Below are 21,785 nucleotides of genomic sequence, written 5' to 3' on the forward strand. Positions count from 1 at the left end.
TCATGGCCGTGGTCGACGATCTCGCCGGCGACGCGGGCGAGCCGCTCGCGCTCCGGGCTGTCGAACGCCGCGCGCACCGCCGCTGCGGTCGCGGCCGCGCCCGGCAGGTCGCCCGCCTCGCCGGCGAGATCGTCGACCACGGCCATGACGGCGTCGCGGTGGCGGCCCAGGGTGCGCAGCACGTCGAGGCACAGCACGTTGCCGGCCCCCTCCCAGATCGCGTTGACGGGCGCCTCGCGATAGAGCCGCGGCAGCGGCCCGTCCTCGACGAAGCCGTTGCCGCCGAGGCACTCCATCGCCTCCGCCACCAGGGCCGGCGCGATCTTGGCGACCCGGAACTTGGCGACCGGGGTGAGCAAGCGGGCGCGCAGGCGCTCGGCTGGATCGGCGGACGCGAGATCGAACGACCGGGCGAGCCGGAACACCAGCGCGACGGCCGCCTCCGTCTCGAGCGCGAGATCGGCCAGCACGGCGCGCATCAGCGGCTGCTCGTGGAGCCTCCGCCCGGACACGTCGCGATGGCGCGTGTGGTGGACCGCGTGGGCGAGCGCGGCCCGCATCAGGCCGGCCGACGAGACGGCGCAGTCGGCGCGGCTGAGCTGGATCATCTCCATGATGGTGCGCACGCCCTCCCCCTCGGCGCCGAGCGGCCAGCCGAAGGCGTCGCGGAACGCCACCTCGGCGGTGGCGGCCGAGCGGCCGCCGAGCGTGTTCTTCAGGCGCTGCAGCTCGAGCCCGTTGATTTCGCCGTCCGGCCGGAAGCGCGGCACCAGCACGGCGACAGGCCCGCCCGGCGCCTGCGTCAGCACGACGAAGCCGTCGCTCATCGGCGCGGACATGAACCACTTGTGCCCGCTCACCGCGTAGCCGTCGGCGACCGGCGCGGCCGTGGTGGCGACGCCGCGCACGTCGGTGCCGACCTGCCGCTCGGTGACGCCCATGCCGAGCGTCAGGCCGAACTTCTCCTCCCATGGCCGGAAGCTCGGGTCGTAATGCCGGTTGACCACCTTCCTGATCATCTCGACGGCGACCGGCGACGCCGCGGTGGCGAGCGGCGCCACCGCGGCCCGGGTGGTGATGACGGCGGCGAGGTGCCCGTTCTCCACCTGGGCGACCATGTAGAACCGGGCGGCGCGCGCGACCTCGGACGGGGCGTCGGCGCGAGCGCCGTCGGGCGTCCAGGTCGAGCAGTGCAGGCTGACCCCGACGCTCTCCTTCAGCAGATGATGGTAGGACGGATGGAACTCGACCGTGTCGCGCCGCTCGCCGCGCGCGTCGAAGGCCTGCAGGCGCGGCGTGTTCTCGTTGGCGAGACGCGCGTGCTCGCCCATCTCGCCCGCGCCCCAGCGCCGTCCGAAGGCGCCGAGAAGGCGCGCCTCGTCGACCGCGCCGTTGGCGACGACGGCGTCCTTCAGGGCGCGGTCGGTGTCGTAGAGATCGATGTCGGCGAAGGATGGAGGCTGGTTGTGGCGCCCCTGCTCGGCCATCATGCGTGTCCCGCCCTGTGCACTCGCCCGACCCTACCCGGATCCCGCCGGCCGTGCCGGATCTTTCCGGCCGTGCCGGATCTTTCCGGCCGTGTCCGCACCATCTTGTCCCCAGCCCGTGCCCTCGTAGCTGGGGACAAATACGGAGCTTAGCACGGCGCGCTTGCTGGGATCCGCGAACGAGCCTATAGGGCTGGCTTTGATGAATATGGCACCCAAACCTGCCTTCGTACTCCGCCAGCGTCATTTGCTGGGGATCGAGGGCCTTTCGCGCGAGGAGATCGTCGGTCTCCTCGACCTCGCCGAAGAATTCGTCGATCTCAACCGCCGCGTCGAGAAGAAGACCACCTCGCTACGCGGTCGGACCCAGATCAACCTCTTCTTCGAAGCCTCCACCCGGACTCAAGCGTCCTTCGAGCTCGCCGGCAAGCGGCTCGGCGCCGACGTGATGAACATGTCCGTCGCGTCCTCGTCCATCCGCAAGGGCGAGACGCTGATGGACACGGCCATCACGCTCAACGCGATGCACCCCGACATTCTCGTCGTGCGGCACAACGCATCGGGCGCCGTGAAGCTGCTCGCCGACAAGGTCGACTGCTCGGTCGTCAACGCCGGTGACGGCGCCCACGAGCATCCGACCCAGGCGCTGCTCGACGCGCTGACGATCCGCCGCAACAAGGGCCGCCTCGAAGGCCTGACGGTGGCGATCTGCGGCGACATCCTGCACTCGCGGGTGGCGCGCTCCAACTTCCTCCTGCTCAACGCCATGGACGCGCGGGTGCGGGTGATCGCACCCTCCACGCTCCTGCCGCCCGGCATCGAGCGGTTCGGCGTCGAGGTCTATCGCGACATGCGCGAGGGCCTGAAGGACGCCGACATCGTGATGATGCTGCGCCTGCAGCGCGAGCGCATGAACGGCTCCTTCATCCCGTCCTCCACCGAGTACTTCGCCTATTACGGGCTCGACGAGAAGAAGCTCGCCTACGCCAAGCCGGACGCTCTCGTGATGCATCCGGGCCCGATGAACCGCGGCGTCGAGATCAACTCGACGGTCGCCGACGGCGCCCGCTCGCTGATCCGCGAGCAGGTCGAGATGGGCGTCGCGGTCCGCATGGCGATCCTCGAGGCGCTGTCGCGGAACCTGCCGAATGCGTGAGCCGGCTCTTCGCGTCGGCCACGTCGTCACTTTCCGTCATGGCCGGGCTCGTCCCGGCCATCCACGTGTGAACCACCGCGGGACGTCCAGAGCGTGGATGCCCGCGACGAGCGCGGGCATGACGGGCCGGGGTTTCCGGCGACCGCACCAAGCTCCGCGCGCGCCCGCTGCAGTCCTGGTGTGATCATGCTCTCCGAACGCCGCCCGATCCTTCTCGCCAACGCCCGCGTCGTCGACCCGTCGCGCGATCTCGACCTCGTCGCCGACGTGCTGATCGCCGACGGGCTGGTGCGCGACATCAAGCGCGGCATCGGCGCCGCCGGCGTGCCGGAAGGCACCGAGGTGGTCGACTGCGCCGGCAAGGTCGTCGCACCGGGCCTCGTCGACATGCGCGCCTTCATCGGCGAGCCGGGGGCCGAGTATCGCGAGACCTTCGCGTCGGCCAGCCAGGCGGCCGCCGCCGGCGGCGTGACCACGATCGTCTGCCAGCCCGACACCCATCCGCCGATCGACGACCCCGCCACCGTCGACTTCGTGATGCGGCGCGCCCGCGACACCGCGATCGTCAAGGTGGTGCCGATGGCAGCGCTGACCAAGGGCCTCAAGGGCGACGAGATGACCGAGTTCGGCCTCCTGAAGGCCGCCGGCGCCGTCGCCTTCACGGACGGGGCGCGCAGCGTGACCAACGCCAAGGTGATGCGCCGCGCGCTCACCTATGCGCGCGACTTCGACGCGCTGATCGTCCACCACACCGAGGATCCGAACCTCTCCTCCGACGGCGTGATGAACGAGGGCGAGTACGCCGCCCGGCTCGGCCTGCTCGGCATCCCGAAGACCGCCGAGACGATCGTGCTGGAGCGCGACATGCGGCTCGTCGGGCTGACCGGCTCGCGCTACCACGCCGCCTCGCTCACCTGCGCCGACTCGCTCGAGGTGCTCAAGCGCGCCAAGGACGCCGGCCTCGCCGTTACGGCCTCGGCGTCGATCAACCACGTCACCCTCAACGAGCTCGACGTCGGCTCCTACCGCACCTTCTGCAAGGTGACGCCGCCGCTGCGGCCGGAGAGCGACCGCGTCGCCCTGGTCGAGGCGCTGTGCAGCGGCCTCGTCGACGTGATCATGTCGGACCACGACCCGCAGGACGTCGAGACGAAGCGGCTGCCCTTCGCCGAGGCGGCGCCGGGCGCGATCGGCGTCGAGACCATGCTGGTCGCCGGGCTGCGCCTCGTCCATTCCGGCGACGTGCCGCTGCCGACGCTCATCCGCGCCATGTCGACCCGGCCGGCCCAGCTCCTCGGCCTGCCCGGCGGGACGCTGAAGCCCGGCGCGCCGGCCGACGTGATCGTCATCGACGTCGAGACGCCCTGGGTGCTCGACCGCGAGGACCTCAAGTCGAAGTGCAAGAACTCGCCCTTCGACGAGGCCCGCCTGCAGGGCCGCGTGGTGCGCACCATCGTGGCCGGCCGCACGGTCTACGAGTTCGTCTGACCGGCCGGACGACTCGCGATTGATGTGAGCGGCGCGTCGCGACGGATTGTCGGGGAACCGGCCGCCCGATAGGGTCCGCGGCACGCGCCGCCATCGTGGCCGGCGGACAAGCTCACCCCCGGAGCGGACGACGATGCTCCAACCCGGCACATGGCTCGACGCCTCGCCGCTCGACGCTCTGCCGCTCGCCGCGGCCGCGCTGGCGCTCGGCTATCTGCTCGGCTCGATCCCGTTCGGGCTGCTGCTGACGCGCATCGCCGGCGCGGGCGACATCCGCGCGATCGGCTCCGGCAATATCGGCGCCACCAACGTGCTGCGCACCGGCCGCAAGGGGCTCGCCGCCGCGACCCTGCTGCTCGACGCGCTGAAGGGAACGGCCGCCGTGCTGGTCGCCCCGCTGCTCGCCGGCGGCGCGGCCGGAGCAGCCGATCTCGGCCTCCTGGCCGGGCTCGGCGCCTTCCTGGGCCACCTCTATCCGGTGTGGCTGCGCTTCCGCGGCGGCAAGGGCGTCGCCACCTTCATCGGCGTGCTGATCGCCGTGTCGCCGCTCGTCGCCGCCGGATTCGGCGTGGTGTGGCTCGCCGCCGCCTTCGGCACCCGCTACTCGTCGGTCGGCGGCCTCTCGGCCAGCGCCGCGACGCCGGTGCTCCTGTGGCTCACCGGGCAGCCGAGGGCGGCGCTCCTGTTCGCCGTTCTGGCCGCGATCACCTGGCTCAAGCACATCCCCAACCTGAAGCGCCTCGCCGCCGGCACCGAGTCGAAGATCGGCGCGCGCGGGACCAAGGCACCGGCGGCCGACGAGCCGGCCTGAGCCGCCTCCGGCGGGCCGAGGCGGCGTGGGGCGGCGGGCATCGCGCCCGCGACAATTCGCGCATCCGGAAAATATCGATTCGTGAATGCCGGCCCGTCGGCCCGGCCGCGAACCGAACTCCCGGTTCTTTACACGCCGCGGCCCGATGCCGTATCGCGACCCGAGGGGTGCCGCGACGCTGCCGACTCCGGCGGCGTTCGGGCCGCCGGCGTCTCGCGGGGCGCGGCAGGACCAGTCGCGGCAGGGGATCGCGTCGAGCGGCGCGACGCAGGGGGTGTCTCGTGGCTGTTCAGTGGGCCGACTACGATCTCGACTACATCCGCAACCGCTACGACCGCATCGCCAGCCTGATCGTCCCGTTCGAGTGGCTGCTGTTCATGCCGTCGGCGTTCCGCCGCACCGCGGTCCAGCGCATCGGCCTGAAACCCGGCGAGCGGGTGCTGGAGATCGGCTGCGGCACCGGCCGCAACCTGCCCTTCCTGCGCGACGCAGTCGGCCCGACCGGAAAGGTCTACGGCGTCGACTTCTCGGCCGGCATGCTGGCTCGCGCCCGCGCGAGCGTCGCATCCAACGGCTGGGACAATGTCGTGCTCACCGAATCGGATGCCGCCGAATACCGCGCCCCGGAGCCGCTCGACGCGGTGATGTTCGGCCTCTCCTACAACACCATGCCGCACCACCGCGCCGTGCTGGCGCGAGCCCTCGACCTGCTGAAGCCCGGCGGCCGCATCGTCATCATGGACGCCAAGCTGCCGCCCGGAATCGGCGGCCGGATGGTGCTGCCGTTCAGCATCTGGCTGATGAAGCACACCGTGCTGGGCAATCCCTACATCCGCCCCTGGGAGCACCTGGAGCCCCTGGTCGACGACTTCTCCATGGAGGAGTTCCTGTTCGGCTCCTACTATGTCTGCCGCGGGGTGAAGCGCGGCTGACCCGCCCGGATCGGCGCCGCCCCTGCAACCGCGGCTCGCGCAAAACGCGAATCACCTCTCGCGCGTCGCGAACTCCCGTGCCACGATACCGCCCGGCGGTGTGGCCGGCCCGGCCGGCCCGCCCGGCAGGGAGAGCGTCCGCGTGGCGCCCGGCGTGCGTCTCACCGACGAGCAGCGGCTCGACTGGCTGCGGCTGATCCGCAGCGAGAATGTCGGCCCGCGCACCTTCCGGGCCTTGCTCAACCGGTTCGGCGGGGCCCGCACGGCCCTCGCCGCCCTGCCCGACCTCGCCCGCCGGGGCGGCGCCACCCGGCCCGTCCAGGTCACCTCGCTCGACGAGGCCCGCAAGGAGATCGCGACGGCACGCCGCCACGGCGTCGTCTTCGTCGCGCTCGGCGAGCCCGACTACCCGCCCGCCCTGCAGGCGATCGACGACGCGCCGCCGCTGATCGGCGTGCGGGGCCGTCTCGACCTGTTGCAGCAGCCGGCGGTCGGCATCGTCGGCGCCCGCAACGCCTCGGCGGCCGGGCTGATGTTCGCCGAGAGAATCGCCCGCGAGCTGGGCGAGGCGGGATTCGCGGTGGTTTCGGGCTTGGCGCGGGGAATCGACGGCGCCGCCCACCAGGGCAGCCTCGCCCGCGGCACCATCGCCGTGCTGGCCGGCGGCCAGGACCGGCCCTACCCGCCCGAGCATCTCGATCTCCTGGAGACGATCGCGGCGCGCGGCGCCGTGGTGTCCGAGATGCCGATGGGCTGGGTGCCGCGCGGCCGCGACTTCCCGCGTCGGAACCGCATCATCTCCGGGCTGGTGCTGGGCGTCGTGGTGGTCGAGGCGGCGCGCCGCTCCGGCTCGCTGATCACGGCGCGGCGCGCCCTCGAGCACGGCCGCGAGGTGTTCGCTGTGCCCGGCTCGCCGCTCGACCCGCGCGCCGAAGGCAGCAACGATCTCCTCAAGCAGGGCGCGACCCTGGTGACCGGCGCCGCCGACGTCGTCGCCGCGCTGGAGCCGATGGTGGGCGGGCGATTCGAGCGGCCGCTCGACGAGCCGGCGCCAATCACCCTGCCGCTGCCCTTCGATATGCCGGAGGACGCGCGCACCCGCGACGGCATCACGGCGCTGCTCGGGCCGACCCCGGTCGCCGTGGACGACCTGATCCGCTGGTCCGGCGCGGCGCCTGCGACCGTCCACATGACGCTGCTGGAGCTCGAGCTCGCCGGCCGCCTCGACCGCCAGCGCGGCGGCCGGGTGGCGCTGATGGGGTGAGGCCGCGCGGTAGGCGCTGCCGTGTCTCGAAACGCCAGATCCGCAAGACCAGGTCATTCCGGGGCGCGCCGAAGGCGCAAACCCGGAATCCAGCGAACTCGGCATTCTTGGCTGGATTCCGGGTCCGACGCTCCGCGTCGTTCCGGAATGACGAACTCCGCAAAGCCCTCCAACTGCACAGGACCAAGCGCCTTCCCGCTCATCGCGGCGGCACGCCGTTGGCGCGCTCCTGCGGGCGGCCCGCGCCGCTTTGCGCCTCCGCCTCGACCCGCGCCATGTCGAGGATGTAGCCGAGCGTCGGCAGACCGTGGCGCCGCGCCAACCGGGCGAGGTCGCCGGTCAGGTCCGCGATATAGGCGGCCGTGGCCTGGGGCGTCGGCCGCTCGTCGGCAGGCGAAAGATCGGACATGAGATCCCCTGCCGCGCGGCCGAGCGGGGTTTCCCTCGCGGCCGCACGGGCGCATGGTCTCGCTCGTGGTTTCCGACAGGAATTCTATCTCAAATCGAGCCTGCAAATAAACACAACTTTTGATACGTGCTCGGGTGTGCGAGCGGCGCGCTGCAGCCCGGATTTGACACCTGCCCCCCGCTTAACCATTTTCCGGGCCGCGGCGACCCGGAACCGGGTCCCCGGCGCACCACGTCCACTGCAAGGCTTTTCATGAACGTCGTCGTTGTCGAATCTCCGGCCAAGGCGAAGACCATCAACAAGTATCTCGGCCGTGGCTACGAGGTGCTCGCGTCCTTCGGGCATGTCCGCGATCTGCCGCCGAAGGACGGCTCGGTCGATCCCGACGCGGACTTCCGGATGATCTGGGAGGTCGACGGCAAGGCGCAGAAGCGCATCGCCGACATCGCCCGCGCCCTCAAGGGCGCCGACAAGCTGATTCTCGCGACCGACCCGGACCGCGAGGGCGAGGCGATCTCCTGGCACCTGATCGAAGCGTTGCGTGAAAAGCGCGCGCTCTCGCCGGACCAGCCGATCGAGCGGGTGGTGTTCAACGCCATCACCAAGCAGGCCGTCACCGAGGCGATGAAGCACCCGCGCGTCGTCGACCAGGCGCTGGTGGATGCTTACCTGGCGCGGCGCGCGCTCGATTATCTGGTCGGCTTCACGCTGTCGCCGGTGCTGTGGCGCAAGCTGCCCGGCGCCCGCTCGGCCGGCCGCGTGCAGTCGGTCGCGCTGCGCCTCGTGTGCGACCGCGAGCTCGAAATCGAGAAGTTCGTCAGCCAGGAGTACTGGTCGCTGGTCGCGACCCTGCTGACGCCGCGCCAGGAGGCGTTCCAGGCCCGGCTCGTCGGGGCGGACGGAAAGAAGATCACGCGGCTCGACATCGGCACCGGGGCAGAAGCCGAAGCCTTCAAGCAGGCGCTCGAAGCCGCCCGCTATTCGGTCGCGAGCGTCGAGGCGAAGCCGACCCGGCGCAACCCGCAGCCGCCCTTCACCACCTCGACCCTCCAGCAGGAGGCGAGCAGAAAACTCGGCTTCGCGCCGGCCCACACGATGCGGGTGGCGCAGCGCCTCTACGAGGGCGTCGACATCGACGGCGAGACGGTCGGCCTGATCACCTACATGCGAACCGACGGCGTGCAGATGGCGCCGGAGGCGATCGCCTCGGTGCGCAGCGTCGTCAAGGAGGACTACGGCGACCGCTATCTCCCGGCCTCGCCGCGCCAGTACCAGACCAAGGCGAAGAACGCCCAGGAGGCCCACGAGGCGATCCGCCCGACCGACATGACGCGCCGGCCGCGCGACATCAAGCGCGGCCTCGAGCCCGACCAGGCGAAGCTCTACGAGCTGATCTATATGCGGGCCGTGGCGAGCCAGATGGAATCGGCCGAGCTGGAGCGCACCACCGTGGACATCACGGCGCAGGCCGGTGGTCGCACGCTGGATCTACGCGCCACCGGCAGCGTGATCACGTTCGACGGCTTCCTCGCCGTCTATCAGGAAGGCCGCGACGAGGATCCCGACGACGACGAGAGCCGCCGTCTGCCGGCCATGAGCCAGGGCGAGCCGCTCAAAAAGCAGGCCCTCGACGTCACCCAGCACTTCACCGAGCCGCCGCCGCGCTACTCCGAGGCGTCGCTGGTCAAGCGCATGGAGGAGCTCGGTATCGGCCGGCCGTCGACCTATGCGTCGATCCTGCAGGTGCTCAAGGACCGCAACTACGTGCGGATCGACAAGCGCCGCCTGGTGCCGGAGGACCGCGGCCGCATCGTCGTGGCATTCCTGGAGAGCTTCTTCTCGCGCTATGTCGAGTACGACTTCACGGCGGATCTCGAGGAGCAGCTCGACCGCGTCTCCAACAACGAGATCGAGTGGCACCAGCTGCTGCGCCGCTTCTGGACCGACTTCACCGGCGCCGTCGACGGCATCAAGGACCTTAAGATCAGCGAGGTGATCGACGCGCTCGACGCGATGCTCGCCCCGCACATCTTCCCGGCCCGCGAGGACGGCTCAGACCCGCGCGTCTGCACGACCTGCGGCACCGGCCGCCTGTCGCTCAAGCTCGGCCGCTTCGGCGCCTTCATCGGCTGCTCGAACTATCCTGAATGCCGCTACACGCGGCCGTTCTCGGTCGGCAACGGCGAGGGCGGCGAGGCCGAGAACAAGGTCTTGGGCCAGGATCCCGACACCGGCTTCGACGTGACGCTGCGCAGCGGCCGCTTCGGCCCCTACATCCAGCTCGGCGAGGCGAACGGCGGCGACAAGCCGAAGCGCGCCGGCCTGCCCAAGGGCACGGATCCGGGCTCGGTCGACCTCGAGATGGCGCTGCGGCTCCTGTCGCTGCCGCGCGAGGTCGGCAAGCATCCGGAGGACGGCGAGCCGATCCTGGCCGGCATCGGCCGCTTCGGCTCCTACGTGCAGCACGGCAAGACCTACGCCAACCTGGAGCCCGGCGACGACGTGCTCGCCATCGGGCTCAACCGCGCCGTCACGCTGATCGCGGAAAAGCGCGAGAAGGGCGGCAAGGGCCGCCGATTCGGCGGCGATCCGGGCAAGACGCTGGGCGACCATCCCGACCAGGGCGGGCCGATCGTCGTCAAGGCCGGCCGCTACGGGCCATATGTGAGCCACAACGGCATCAACGCGACGCTGCCGAAGGACAAGACGCCGGAGACCATCACGCTCGCCGAGGCCGTCGCGCTGATCGCGGAGCGGGCCGAGAAGACGGGCGGCGCCCCCAAGCGCAAGGCCCCGGCCAAGAAGGCGGCGGCCCCCAAGCCGAAGGCCAAGGACACCAAGGCGAAGGACGAGGGCGAGGCAAAGCCCGCCAAGAAGGCGGCGCCGAAGAAAGCACCGGCCAAGAAGACGCCCGCCAAAGGCACCACCAAGAAGCCCGCCGCCAAGGCGAGGAAGACCCCGGAGCCGGCCGACAGCGAGTGAGCGGTCGGCTCGGAACGACCTGAATTCGACCTGTCGGCTCCTGCGTACGGCGCCGGCGTTCGAGGGGGGCTTAGCCCTGCACCGCAGCCTGCTCTCTCCCCCCTTGTGGGGGAGAGGTGGAGAGGGGGGTGAGCCGCGAACGCCGAGTCTGTGGCTCACCCCCCTCCCTGTCCCTCCCCCACAAGGGGGGGAGGGAACGCTGGAGCCGCTGCGCCTGAGCGCGTCTCGGACCAAAGACTCCAGCGAGTGGCCTTCCTCGCCGGCTGGCGGAATCCCGCTTCGCCCCTTACCTTGGGCGCATGACCAAGACCCTCGGCGCACGGACCTCGCGGTGAAGACGAAGCAGCACGGTCCGACCCTCCCCTCGAAAGACGAGATCCTCGCCTTCGTCGAGCAGAACGGCGGCAATGTCGGCACGCGCGAGATCGCGCGCGCCTGGGGGCTGAAGAACGCCGACCGGGCCGCCCTCAAGACCATTCTGCGCGAGCTGGCGAACGAGGGTCGCATCGAGAAGTACCGCAAGAAGATGCGGCGCACCGGGGTGCTGCCGCCCGTGGTGCTCGCCGAGGTGACGGGCCGCGACGCCGACGGTGAGCTGATCGCCGTACCGGCCGAGTGGGACGAGGAGGAGAACGGCCCGGCGCCGAAGATCCGCCTCCACGTGCCGCGCCGCGCCCGGCCGGCGGAGATCCCCGGCATCGGCGACCGTGCCCTCGTGCGCACCGAGGAAAGCACCGACGAGGACGATGGCGTTCGCTACAGCGGTCGCGCGATAAAAGTGCTGGACCGCACCAAGCACCGCACGCTGGGCGTGTTCCGGGTGCTGCCCGACGGCGGGGGCCGGCTGGTGCCGGTCGACAAGCGCAGCCTGGGGCGCGAGCTGACGATCCGGCCCGGCGACACGTTCGACGCCCGCGAGGGTGATCTCGTCGCTGTCGACGTGCAGAAGCACGGACGCTTCGGCACCACGGTCGCCAAGGTGAAGGAGCGGCTCGGCTCGCTCGCCAGCGAGCGGGCCGTCAGCCTGATCGCCATCCACGCCCACGGCATCCCGCACGAGTTCGGGAAGAGCGTGCTCGCGGAGGCCGAGGCGGCGCGGCCGGCGACGCTCGACCATCGCGAGGACTGGCGCGAGGTGCCGTTCGTCACCATCGATCCGATCGACGCGAAGGATCACGACGACGCCGTCTTCGCCCGCACCGACAGCGACCCCGACAATCCGGGCGGCTTCGTCATCGACGTCGCCATCGCCGACGTCGCCGCCTATGTGCGGCCCGGCACCGCGATGGACAAGGAGGCGCTGGCCCGCGGCAACTCGGTCTACTTCCCCGACCGCGTCGTCCCGATGCTGCCGGAGCGCATCTCCAACGACCTCTGCTCGCTGCGCCCCGCCGAGGACCGCCCTGCTCTCGTCGCCCGCATGGTGATCGGCGCCGACGGCCGCAAGCGCAGCCACGCCTTCCATCGCGTGCTGATGCGCTCGATCGCCAAGCTGCATTACGGCCAAGCCCAGGCGGCGATCGACGGGCATCCCGACGACACCACCGGCCCGCTGCTGCCGCTGGTGCTGCGGCCACTCTATGACGCCTACGCGGCGCTCAAGCGCGCCCGCGACGAGCGCAGCCCGCTCGACCTCGAGCTGCCCGAGCGCAAGATCCTGCTGAAGCCCGACTTCACGGTCGACCGCGTCGTCGTGCCGCCGCGGCTCGACGCGCACCGGCTGATCGAGGAGATGATGATCCTCGCCAACGTCGCGGCGGCCGAGACGTTGGAGAAGCAGAAGACGCCGCTCGTCTACCGGGTGCACGACGAGCCGAGCCTCGACAAGATGACGGCGCTGCGCGAGTTCCTCGCGACCATCGACATCAACGTGCCGAAGGCCGGCGCGCTCCGGCCGGCGCAGTTCAACACGGTTCTGGCCCGCGTGAAGGGTCGTGACAACGAGGCGCTGGTCAACGAGGTGGTGCTGCGCAGCCAGGCACAGGCCGAATACGCGGCCGAGAACTATGGCCATTTCGGCCTGAACCTGCGGCGCTACGCGCACTTCACCTCGCCGATCCGGCGCTACGCGGATCTGATCGTGCATCGCGCCCTGATCCGGGCGTGCCGGCTCGGCCGCGACGGCCTCGCCGAAAGCGTCGACGTCGCGGCGCTGGCCGAGGTCGCGGCGAAGATCTCGGCGGCCGAGCGGCGCGCCATGGCGGCCGAGCGCGAGACCGTCGATCGGCTGATCGCCCACCATCTCGCCGACCGCATCGGCGCGACCTTCACGGGTCGGGTCGCCGGCGTGACGCGCTCCGGCCTGTTCGTGAAGCTCGACGAGACCGGCGCCGACGGCTTCGTGCCGGCCGCGACGCTCGGGCGCGACTACTATCGCTACGAGGAAGGCCACCACGCGCTGGTCGGCGACGCGACCGGCGAGAGCTGGCGGCTCGGCGACACCGTCACGGTGAAGCTCGTCGAGGCGGCGCCGGTCGCCGGCGCGCTCCGCTTCGAGATCACGTCGCACGGCCGCACGCTGGAGACGCGCGGCGGGCGCGGCAAGAAGCGCACCGGCCCGCGCGAGCGCGCCGCCCCGCGGCGCGAGACGACGCGCACGAAGCCGAAGCGGGGCACCGCCTCGGCCGGGCGAAAGAAGCGGTGACGGGCGCAGCCATGGCGGGCGGGGTGATGCGGGCGACGAGCGATGCTGCGAGCGCGGCCGACACGCAGCCGGTCGGCACGCGGCGGGACGCCGACGATGCCTTCCCGATCGCCGACGTCGCGCCGGAGGACCTCCCGGCGCGCCTGACCGCGTGGCTGAACCGGTCCGATCGCGACATGACCTCGCAGAATCTCAAGCCGCGCGACGCCGCGACCCTGATCATCATCGACCGCACCGAGGCGATCCCGAAGGTGCTGATGGGGCGACGGCACGCCGGCCTCAAGTTCATGCCCGGCGTGTTCGTGTTCCCGGGCGGCCGTGTCGAGCCCGCCGACCGCGGCGTGCCGGCCGCCGGCGAGCTCGACCCACGCATGGCCGAGCGGCTGATGCTGGAGACGCAGCGCCCGAGCCTGACCAAGGCGCGCGCTTTCGCGATCGCGGCCGTACGCGAGACGTTTGAAGAGACCGGGCTGATGCTCGGCCGGGCCGAGGCGCCGTGGCCGGCGACCTGGCCTCCAGCGACCCGCGCGGCAGCACCGAACGACGCGGTGCTGTGGGACCGCTTCGCGAACGCCGGCGTGCTGCCGGATCTCTCCGGGCTGCAGCTCGTCGCCCGCGCCATCACGCCGCCGCGCCGGCCGCGCCGCTTCGACGCGCGCTTCTTCGCCGTCGACGCGACCGCCATCGCGGGCCGGGTCGACGGCATCGTCGGACCCGACGCCGAGCTGGTCGAGCTCGTGTGGATGCCGCTCGACGACGCCGAGCGGCTCGACCTCTCGCCGATCACCAAGACGGTGCTGGCCGAGCTCGACCATCGCATCGCCAGGGGCTTCACGCCCGACCTGCCCGTCCCGTTCTATCGCTTCGTGCGCGGCCGCTTCCACCGGACGGAGCTGTAGGGCGACGCATTCTGGCGCGACGTCCCCCCTCATGGTGAGGAGCGGCCGCAGGCCGCGTCTCGAACCATGTGGCCCGAATACACGGCCGCCCCCGCCCTTCGAGACGCCCGCTGCGCGGGCTCCTCAGGACGAGGGCGGATCGAGGTCGGTTCAATCACGCGGCGGTCAGCGCACCGGGTCCATCACGCGCACGTCGATCAGGTGCGGCAGCGTACCGGTATCGACGACCACGCGCGTCGACGTGTCGACCGGGCGGTCCCAACCGCCGCCGAGCGCCTTGGCGAGCGCGATCCAGTCGGTCGTGATGGCGACGCGGCTCTGCAGGAGCGAATCCTCGGCCGAGTAGGCGGAGCGCTCGGCGTCGAGCACGTCGAGGAAGCTCGACGTGCCGGTCTGGTAGAGGGCGCGCGACAGCCGTGCCGCCTCGCCGTAGTTCTTCGCCGACTCGGCGAGCTTGGTCGCGCGCTTGCGCTCCTCGGAAAGCGACACCAGGGCGTTCTCGACGTCCTGCAGCGCGGTCAGCACGGTCGAGCGGAACGTCAGCAGATACTGGTCGCGCTGCGCCTCGGCGGCGTCGACGGCGGCGAGCAGGCTGCCGGCGTTGAAGATCGGGACGGTCGCGGACGGTCCCCACGACCAGCCGATTGTCGAGCCCCTGGCGAGATCGCCGGCCTTCTGGGCCGAGGTCGTGATGCTGCCGGTGAGCGACACGCTCGGATAGAGCGCCGCCGTGGCGACGCCGATCTTCGCCGTGTACTGGGCGTACTGGCGCTCGGCCCTGCGCACGTCGGGCCGGCGGAACAGCACGTCCGCCGGGATGCCGGCCTTCAGGGCCGTTCGCGGCGCCGGGATGGCGCCGCCCCGGTCCATCCGGGCGGCGAGCGCCGAGGGCTCGCGGCCGAGCAGGATGCCGAGCCGGTGCACGGCCTGGACATAGGCGGCGGTGAGCTGCGGGATGTTGGCCTCGGTCGAGGCCGCCTGCGCCACCGCCTTGGCGACGTCGACGGCAGACGCGGAGCCGGCGTCGAACTTGCTCTTGGTCAGCGCCGCGGTCTCGCGCTGCGAGGTCGCGGTGCGCCTGGCGAGCGCGACGCGCGCCTGGTAGCCGCGCGCCTCGGCGTAAGTGGAGGCGACGTCGCCGAGCAGGGTCAGCAGCGTCGCGTCGAGATCGTCGAACGCCGCCTCGAGGGCGCGGGTCGACGCCTCCAGGCTGCGCTTGTTGGCGCCGAAGATGTCCAGTTCGAAGCTCGCGTCGAAGCCGGCCTGATAGAGCGTATAGGGCGAGCCGGAGATCGGCGCCGTGTCGGAGGGCGCCGAGTTGCCGGTGCGGTTGCGGGTCAGCGAGTCCGAGCCGGCGACGGTCGGCAACAGCGCGGCGATCGCCTGCTTGCGGTTCGCCCGCGCCTCGCGCACCCGCGCCTTGGCGGTGGCGACGTCCAGGTTGCCGGCGACCGCCTCGTCCATCAGCGCATCGAGGGTGCGGTCGTTCAACCCAAGCCACCATCGCGCCAGGTCGCGGGGCGCCGCCGGCGTCTGCTTCGGCGCGTTCGCCCACTGCAGCGGGAGGGCGATCTCCGGGGCGTGATAGTCTGGCCCGACGGCGCATCCGGCCAACAGGGTGGCGGCGAGCAGGCAGGAGAGCACGGGAACGCCACGGCGGAGACGCTGCCGCGAAACATCGGGGGTCATGGGCTGATCAGTCTCGTGTACGCGGCGGCACGACGCCGTTCAGGAAGATGGAGAAGGCGGCCGTCGCATGGGCGCGGCGCTCGTCCGGCCCCGGCAGGCGCGGGCCGTCCTCGTCGAAGCCGAGCGGCGCGAACACCATGTGCAGCAGAAGCGAGGCCGTCCGCTCGGGATCGTCGATGGCGATACGGCCGCGTTCGGCCTGACGGGCGAGCCAGCGCGCCAGAATGGCTTTCGACTCCTCCGGGCCGTGACGGAACACCACGCGGGCCAGCTCGGGCCGGTGCGGCGCCTCCAGCATCATCAGCCGCAGCAGCGCATTGCGGTCGCGCTCGGAGTCGGCGTCGAGATCGAGCCGAAAGATCGACGCCAGCGCCACCTCGAGCGGACGGTCGTCGTCGCCCTCCGGCGCGTTCAGCATGAGGTCGCGATGCGCCGCGACGATGGCGGCGAACAGCGCGTCCTTGCCGCCGAAGAGCTGATAGACGGTCTTCTTCGACACGCCCGCGCGATGCGCCACCGCGTCCATGGTGGTGGCGTCGTAACCGCCGGCCAGAAAGACGTCGCGCGCCGCGGCGACGATGCGGGCCCGCTGGGTCGCGTCGTCGACTTTGGGGCGTCCCCGCCCCCGCGCCGGAGCGGCCGCCGGCGGCGGTGTCTTCGATCTCGTCAAGGATTCGTCGACCGTCATCGCGACCAGAAGGCTCCAGGAGAACGCCGCAACCGGCCGCTGGTTGACGGGTCCGGATGCGCGAATATATAAACTCTACAGTTTCCTAATTCAAGCCGATCCGGAAGTCCACCGTCGGCGGCACGAAACATCGGACGGATGCACGTCATGCTCATCACCCCCGACGGATTCTCCGGGCGCACCGCGGCCGCGGCGGCGCTCCTCGCGGCGACCCTGCTGGCCGGCTGCGGCGACAGCGGAAAAGGTGGCGGCGCCATGCAGGCACCGGGTCCGGGAGGCCAGATGCCGACTCCGGAGGTCGGGGTCGTGGTGCTGCATCCGCAGTCGGTCGCGGTGACGACCGAGCTGCCGGGGCGCACCACGGCGTTCCTCACCGCCGAGGTGCGGCCGCAGGTCAACGGCATCGTCAAGCACCGGCTGTTCACCGAGGGCGCCGAGATCGCCGCCGGCACGGTGCTCTACCAGATCGATCCGGCGACCTATCAGGCCGCCTACGACAGCGCGGTCGCGGCGCTGCAGAAGGCCGAGGCCGCGGTGCCGAGCGCCCAGGCCAAGGCGGAGCGCTACAAGGGGCTGAGCAAGGAGAAGGCGGTCAGCCAGCAGGACGTCGACGACGCCGTAGCGGCGCTGGCGCAGAACAAGGCGACGGTCGCCTCCGCCAAGGCCGATCTCGACACCGCCCGCATCAACCTCGCCTACACGGAGATCAAGGCACCGATCGGCGGCCGCATCGGAAAATCGTCGATCACGGTCGGGGCGCTGGTGACGGCCAACCAGACCGATGCGCTCGCCACCATCCGCCAGATCGACCCGATCTATGTCGACCTCACCCAGTCGAGCCTCAACTTCCTGAAGTTCCGCCGCGCGCTCGAGGAAGGACGCCTCGCCAACCGCGGCGACTCGGTGCCGGTGCGGCTGATCCTGGAGGACGGCCGCGCCTATGCCCATTCGGGCAAGCTCGGCTTCGCCGAGGTGAAAGTCGACGAGAGCACCGGCACGTTCACACTGCGCGCCGAGTTCCCCAATCCCGATCGCCTGCTGCTGCCCGGCATGTATGTGCGGGCCGTGCTGGAGGAAGGCATCGCGCCGGGCAGCTTCCTGGTGCCGCAGCGCGCCGTCACCCGCAACGCCAAGGGCGAGGCGGTCGCGCTGTTCGTCGGCAAGGACGACAAGCTCGAGCAGCGCGTCCTGCAGGTGCGCCGCGGCATCGGCACCAGCTGGCTGATCGACAAGGGCGTCGCCGAGGGCGACCGCGTGGTGATCGAGGGCTCGCAGAAGGCGCGCGCCGGCCAGCCGGTGAAGCCGGTCGCCGTGACGCTCGACGAGACGACCGGCGAGGTGAAGCGCGCCGCCGCGGACTCGCCGTCGCGTCTCGCCGGCACGGTGCCGGCGTCCGGTGGCACGACCGGTACGGCACCGGCGACGGCGACGGAGTGAGGCGATGGCCCAGTTCTTCATCGACCGGCCGATCTTCGCCTGGGTCGTCGCCATCGCCATCATGCTGGGCGGCCTCCTGGCGCTGAGCAGCCTGCCCGTCTCGCAGTATCCGCAGATCGCCCCGACCTCGGTGCGCATCACCGCGAACTACTCGGGGGCCGACGCCCAGACGGTTGAGAACTCGGTCACCAAGGTGATCGAGCAGGGCATGACCGGCATCGACCATCTCGACTACATCACGTCCTCGTCGAGCTCGTCCGGCTCGGTCTCGATCAGCCTCACCTTTACCAACGCGGCCGATCCCGACATCGCGCAGATGCAGGTGCAGAACAAGCTGCAGCTCGTCACCGCGCAGCTTCCGTCGGTCGTGCAGAGCACCGGCGTGACGGTGTCGAAGTCGTCCGACAGCTTCATGATGGTGATCGCCTTCGTGTCGCGCGACGGCACGCTGAGCGACGTCGACCTCGCCGACTACGTCAACAGCACGCTCAACGACAGCATCAAGCGCCTGGAGGGCGTCGGCTCGACCCAGCTCTTCGGCTCCGGCTACGCGATGCGGATCTGGGTCGATCCCGACAAGCTCGCCCAGTTCGCGCTGATGCCCGGCGACGTGTCGGCCGCCATCCAGGCCCAGAACGTGCAGATCGCCGCCGGCCAGCTCGGCGGCCTGCCGGCTACCAAGGGCCAGCAGATCAACGCCGCCGTGACGGCGCGCTCGCGCATGCAGACGCCCGAGCAGTTCCGCAACATCATCCTGAAGAGCGCGGCCGACGGCTCGATCGTGCGGATCGGCGATGTCGCGACCGTCGAGCTCGGCGCCGACAACTATCGCTCGTCGAGCCGCTACAACGGCATGCCGGCCGCCGGCCTCGCCATCATGCTGGCGAACGGCGCCAACGCGATCGGCACGGCCGACCGGGTCAAGGCCGCGATCGCCGACATGGCGCCGACCTTCCCGTCCGGCGTCGAGGTGCACTACCCCTACGAGACCACGCCGTTCGTCCGCCTCTCCATCGAGGAGGTGGTGAAGACGCTCGCCGAGGCGATCGTGCTCGTCTTCGTGGTGATGCTGGTGTTCCTGCAGAACCTACGCGCCACGCTGATCCCGACGCTCGCTGTGCCGGTGGTGCTGCTCGGCACCTTCGGGGTGCTGGCGATCGCCGGCTACTCGATCAACATGCTGACCATGTTCGCCATGGTGCTGGCGATCGGCCTTCTGGTCGACGACGCCATCGTGGTGGTCGAGAACGTCGAGCGCGTCATGCAGGAGGACGGCCTGCCGCCCAAGCAGGCGACCGAAAAGTCGATGCGCGAGATCACCGGCGCGCTGGTCGGCATCGCCACCGTGCTGTCCGCCGTGTTCGTGCCGATGGCCTTTTTCGGTGGCTCGGTCGGCGTCATCTACCGGCAGTTCTCGGTGACGATCGTCACCGCCATGGTGCTCTCGGTCGTCGTCGCCATGGTGCTGACGCCGGCGCTGTGCGCGACGCTGCTGCGTCCGTCGTCCGAGCACAGCAAGTCGAGCGGTCTCGCCGGCTGGTTCAACCGCAACTTCGATCGCGCGACCGACAGCTATCGGCGGGCGAACGGCCGCATCCTCGGCCGGCCGCTGCGCGTGCTCGCCCTGTTCGCCGCACTGACCGCGACGGCCGGCGTGATGTTCGTGCGGCTGCCGAGCTCGTTCCTGCCCGACGAGGACCAGGGCATCCTGATGACGATGGCCCAGCTTCCGGTCGGCGCCACCATGGACCGCACCGACCGCGTGCTGGCGCAGGTGGCGCGGCACTATCTCGACAACGAGAAGGACGCGGTCGACGGCGTCATGACGGTCAGCGGCTTCTCCTTCGCGGGCGAAGGCCAGAATGTCGGCATGGCCTTCGTCAAGCTGAAGCAGTTCGACGAGCGCACGTCCCCGGCCCTGAAGGCGCAGGCCGTGGCCGGACGCGCCATGGGGGCGTTCATGGCGATCGCGGACGCGCAGGTGTTCGCCCTGGCGCCGCCGACCGTGCCGGGCCTCGGCAACTCGACCGGCTTCGACGTGTATCTCCAGGACATCGGCGGCGCCGGCCACGAGAGCCTGATGGAGATGCGCAACCGCGTGCTGGGCGCCGCGGCGCAGAGCGGCAAGCTCGTCGCCGTGCGCCCGAACGGCCAGGACGACACCCCGCAGTTCGCCATCGACGTCGATCAGGAGAAGGCCAGCGCCTTCAGCCTGTCGCTCGCTAATGTCGACACCACGCTGGCCACCGCCTGGGGCGGCACCTACGTGAACGACTTTATCCATCGCGGCCGCGTCAAGTACGTCTACGTGCAGTCCGACGCGACGCACCGGATGACGCCGGAGAACCTCGAGTCCTGGTACGTGCGCAACACGTCGGGATCGATGGTGCCGTTCTCGGCCTTCACCTCGACGCGCTGGACCTACGGCTCGCCGAAGCTCGAGCGCTTCAACGGATCGTCGGCCGTGGAGATCGTCGGCCAGGGCGCCCCGGGCGTCAGCTCGGGCGACGCGATGGCCGAGATCGCCCGCATCATCGCGACGCTGCCGGCCGGCTTCCGCTACGCCTGGGCCGGGCTCTCCAAGCAGGAGCAGCTCGCCGGCAGCCAAGCCACCGCGCTCTACGCCATCTCGCTGCTGGTCGTCTTTCTGGCGCTCGCCGCGCTCTACGAGAGCTGGTCGACGCCGCTCGCCGTGCTGCTCACGGTTCCGGTCGGCATCCTCGGCGCCGTGGTGGCCGCGACCTTGACGGGTCAGGCGAACGACGTCTACTTCAAGGTCGGTCTGCTCACCACGATCGGCCTGTCGGCGAAGAACGCGATCCTGATCGTGGAATTCGCGCTGGAGCGGCTCAAGGCCGGCCAGGATCTTGCATCGGCGGCACTCGATGCGGCACGGCAGCGCCTTCGCCCCATCCTGATGACGTCGCTCGCCTTCATTCTCGGCGTAGTGCCGCTGGCGACGGCGAGCGGCGCCGGCTCGGGCAGCCAGAACGCGATCGGGATCGGCGTGCTGGGCGGCATGATCGCGGTGACGGCACTCGGCGTATTCCTGATCCGGCTGCTGTTCGTCACGGTGCGACGGGTGACGGATCGGCTGGTGCGCCGGCCCGCGCACACGCCGGCGACGACGCCGACGGCGGGTTGAGCAGCACGGCGGCTCGGAGCGACGCGCACAGGAGAGGCCGGCAGGCGCGGAGGAGCGGGTGCAGATACCGGACGACGAGCTCGTCAGGCGGATCGCGGCGGACGACGAGGTCGCGTTCCGCGCGCTCGTCGGCCGGCACGTCGACCAGGCCTACGCGCTGGCGCTGCGCATCCTGCGCAACGGCGCCGACGCCGAGGACGTCGTCCAGGACGCGTTCCTGAAGATCTGGACCGGCCGGCATCGCTTCGAGCCGGGTCGGGCCAAGTTCTCCACGTTCCTGTGCCGGGTGGTGATCAACCGCTGCATCGACCTGCACCGGCGCCAGCGCGGCGAGCCGCTCGACGCGATCGCCGAGCCCGCCGATCCGCGCCCCGACGTGATCACGATGATGGAGCGGGCCGAGGCCGACGCGATGCTGGAGCGCGCCGTCGACGCGCTGCCGGAGCGCCAGCGCCTCGCGATCCTGCTGTCCTATCACGAGAACCTCGGCAACGAGGAGATCGCCGCCGTGATGCAGACCACGGTGTTCGCGATCGAATCGCTGCTCAAGCGGGCACGCGAGCGGCTGCGCGACGTCCTGCGCGAGGCGGCGCAGGACGTCCGGCTGTCGCTGCCGGTCGACTGATCGTCCCGCCCGAGCGTCGGCGGGCGGATCCCACAGGCGATTACGATTCGGCACCGCCCGAAACACACCGCAACACCCCTGCCCCGCTCCTGCCGCAGCGCGTTGCGACAGAGGTGCCATCGACGCCCC

The 21,785-nt window shown here is 70.9% G+C and carries 15 protein-coding genes; 11 read left to right on the forward strand and 4 right to left on the reverse strand.

Going from position 1 to position 21,785, the window contains the following annotated elements; genetic code table 11:
* Positions 1–1,490 (reverse strand): acyl-CoA dehydrogenase family protein (locus CCR97_RS27155; RefSeq protein ID WP_201160055.1); only part of this gene is annotated, 1,490 nt, incomplete at its 3' end.
* A gap of 199 nt (positions 1,491–1,689) precedes the next feature.
* Between CCR97_RS27155 and CCR97_RS27160 the strand changes: the two genes are divergently transcribed.
* From CCR97_RS27160 to dprA, 5 genes are all read left to right on the forward strand, one after another.
* Entirely contained in the window at positions 1,690–2,643 is a 954-nt protein-coding gene (locus CCR97_RS27160; RefSeq protein WP_111357450.1) for an aspartate carbamoyltransferase catalytic subunit, read from the forward strand.
* 186 nt (positions 2,644–2,829) lie between these two features.
* Positions 2,830–4,131: a dihydroorotase gene (locus CCR97_RS27165; RefSeq protein WP_111357456.1), complete on the forward strand. Its 1,302-nt coding sequence runs from the start codon at positions 2,830–2,832 to the stop codon at positions 4,129–4,131.
* A gap of 133 nt (positions 4,132–4,264) precedes the next feature.
* Entirely contained in the window at positions 4,265–4,942 is a 678-nt protein-coding gene (gene plsY, locus CCR97_RS27170) for a glycerol-3-phosphate 1-O-acyltransferase PlsY (protein ID WP_111357451.1), read from the forward strand.
* A gap of 281 nt (positions 4,943–5,223) precedes the next feature.
* Positions 5,224–5,874: a class I SAM-dependent methyltransferase gene (locus CCR97_RS32180; RefSeq protein WP_170145849.1), complete on the forward strand. Its 651-nt coding sequence runs from the start codon at positions 5,224–5,226 to the stop codon at positions 5,872–5,874.
* 142 nt (positions 5,875–6,016) lie between these two features.
* The gene (gene dprA / locus CCR97_RS27180; RefSeq protein WP_111357457.1) at positions 6,017–7,138 is read left to right on the forward strand and encodes a DNA-processing protein DprA; all 1,122 of its coding nucleotides are present in this window, start codon (positions 6,017–6,019) and stop codon (positions 7,136–7,138) included.
* 199 nt (positions 7,139–7,337) lie between these two features.
* Here dprA and CCR97_RS27185 read toward each other — a convergent pair whose 3' ends face one another.
* On the reverse strand, positions 7,338–7,547 hold the full coding sequence (locus tag CCR97_RS27185; RefSeq protein WP_111357453.1) for a hypothetical protein: 210 nt from the start codon (positions 7,545–7,547) through the stop codon (positions 7,338–7,340).
* A 252-nt stretch (positions 7,548–7,799) separates the two neighbouring features.
* Between CCR97_RS27185 and topA the strand changes: the two genes are divergently transcribed.
* The 3 genes from topA (at position 7,800) to CCR97_RS27200 (ending at position 14,072) form a co-directional block, all read left to right on the forward strand.
* A complete protein-coding gene (gene topA, locus CCR97_RS27190; protein WP_111357454.1) occupies positions 7,800–10,529 on the forward strand; it encodes a type I DNA topoisomerase in 2,730 nt (909 codons plus the stop codon).
* Positions 10,530–10,860: 331 nt separating this feature from the next.
* The gene (gene rnr / locus CCR97_RS27195) at positions 10,861–13,173 is read left to right on the forward strand and encodes a ribonuclease R (protein WP_201160056.1); all 2,313 of its coding nucleotides are present in this window, start codon (positions 10,861–10,863) and stop codon (positions 13,171–13,173) included.
* Positions 13,170–14,072: an NUDIX hydrolase gene (locus CCR97_RS27200; protein ID WP_245428711.1), complete on the forward strand. Its 903-nt coding sequence runs from the start codon at positions 13,170–13,172 to the stop codon at positions 14,070–14,072. The genes rnr and CCR97_RS27200 overlap by 4 nt, the downstream gene beginning before the upstream one ends.
* A 165-nt stretch (positions 14,073–14,237) precedes the next feature.
* On the opposite strand, the gene CCR97_RS27205 is transcribed toward CCR97_RS27200, so the two are convergent.
* The gene (locus tag CCR97_RS27205) at positions 14,238–15,761 is read right to left on the reverse strand and encodes an efflux transporter outer membrane subunit (RefSeq protein WP_111355557.1); all 1,524 of its coding nucleotides are present in this window, start codon (positions 15,759–15,761) and stop codon (positions 14,238–14,240) included.
* A gap of 7 nt (positions 15,762–15,768) precedes the next feature.
* Positions 15,769–16,431 carry a TetR/AcrR family transcriptional regulator gene (locus CCR97_RS27210; RefSeq protein ID WP_170145689.1) on the reverse strand — a complete coding sequence of 221 codons (663 nt, stop codon included), beginning with the start codon at positions 16,429–16,431 and terminating at the stop codon, positions 15,769–15,771.
* A 165-nt stretch (positions 16,432–16,596) separates the two neighbouring features.
* Here CCR97_RS27210 and CCR97_RS27215 point away from each other — a divergent pair, with 165 nt between their 5' ends.
* The 3 genes from CCR97_RS27215 to CCR97_RS27225 are packed head-to-tail and all read left to right on the forward strand — an operon-like array spanning position 16,597 to position 21,656.
* Positions 16,597–17,886, forward strand: a complete 1,290-nt coding sequence (locus CCR97_RS27215; protein WP_111355560.1) for an efflux RND transporter periplasmic adaptor subunit — start codon at positions 16,597–16,599, stop codon at positions 17,884–17,886.
* 4 nt (positions 17,887–17,890) lie between these two features.
* Complete coding sequence (locus tag CCR97_RS27220; RefSeq protein ID WP_111355555.1) at positions 17,891–21,031, forward strand: efflux RND transporter permease subunit; 3,141 nt, start codon at positions 17,891–17,893, stop codon at positions 21,029–21,031.
* Between the two features lie 58 nt (positions 21,032–21,089).
* Complete coding sequence (locus tag CCR97_RS27225; RefSeq protein ID WP_111355554.1) at positions 21,090–21,656, forward strand: sigma-70 family RNA polymerase sigma factor; 567 nt, start codon at positions 21,090–21,092, stop codon at positions 21,654–21,656.
* The last annotated feature ends 129 nt before the right edge of the window (positions 21,657–21,785 follow it).

Source organism: Rhodoplanes elegans, from assembly GCF_016653355.1.
Taxonomy (GTDB): Bacteria; Pseudomonadota; Alphaproteobacteria; order Rhizobiales; family Xanthobacteraceae; genus Rhodoplanes; species Rhodoplanes elegans.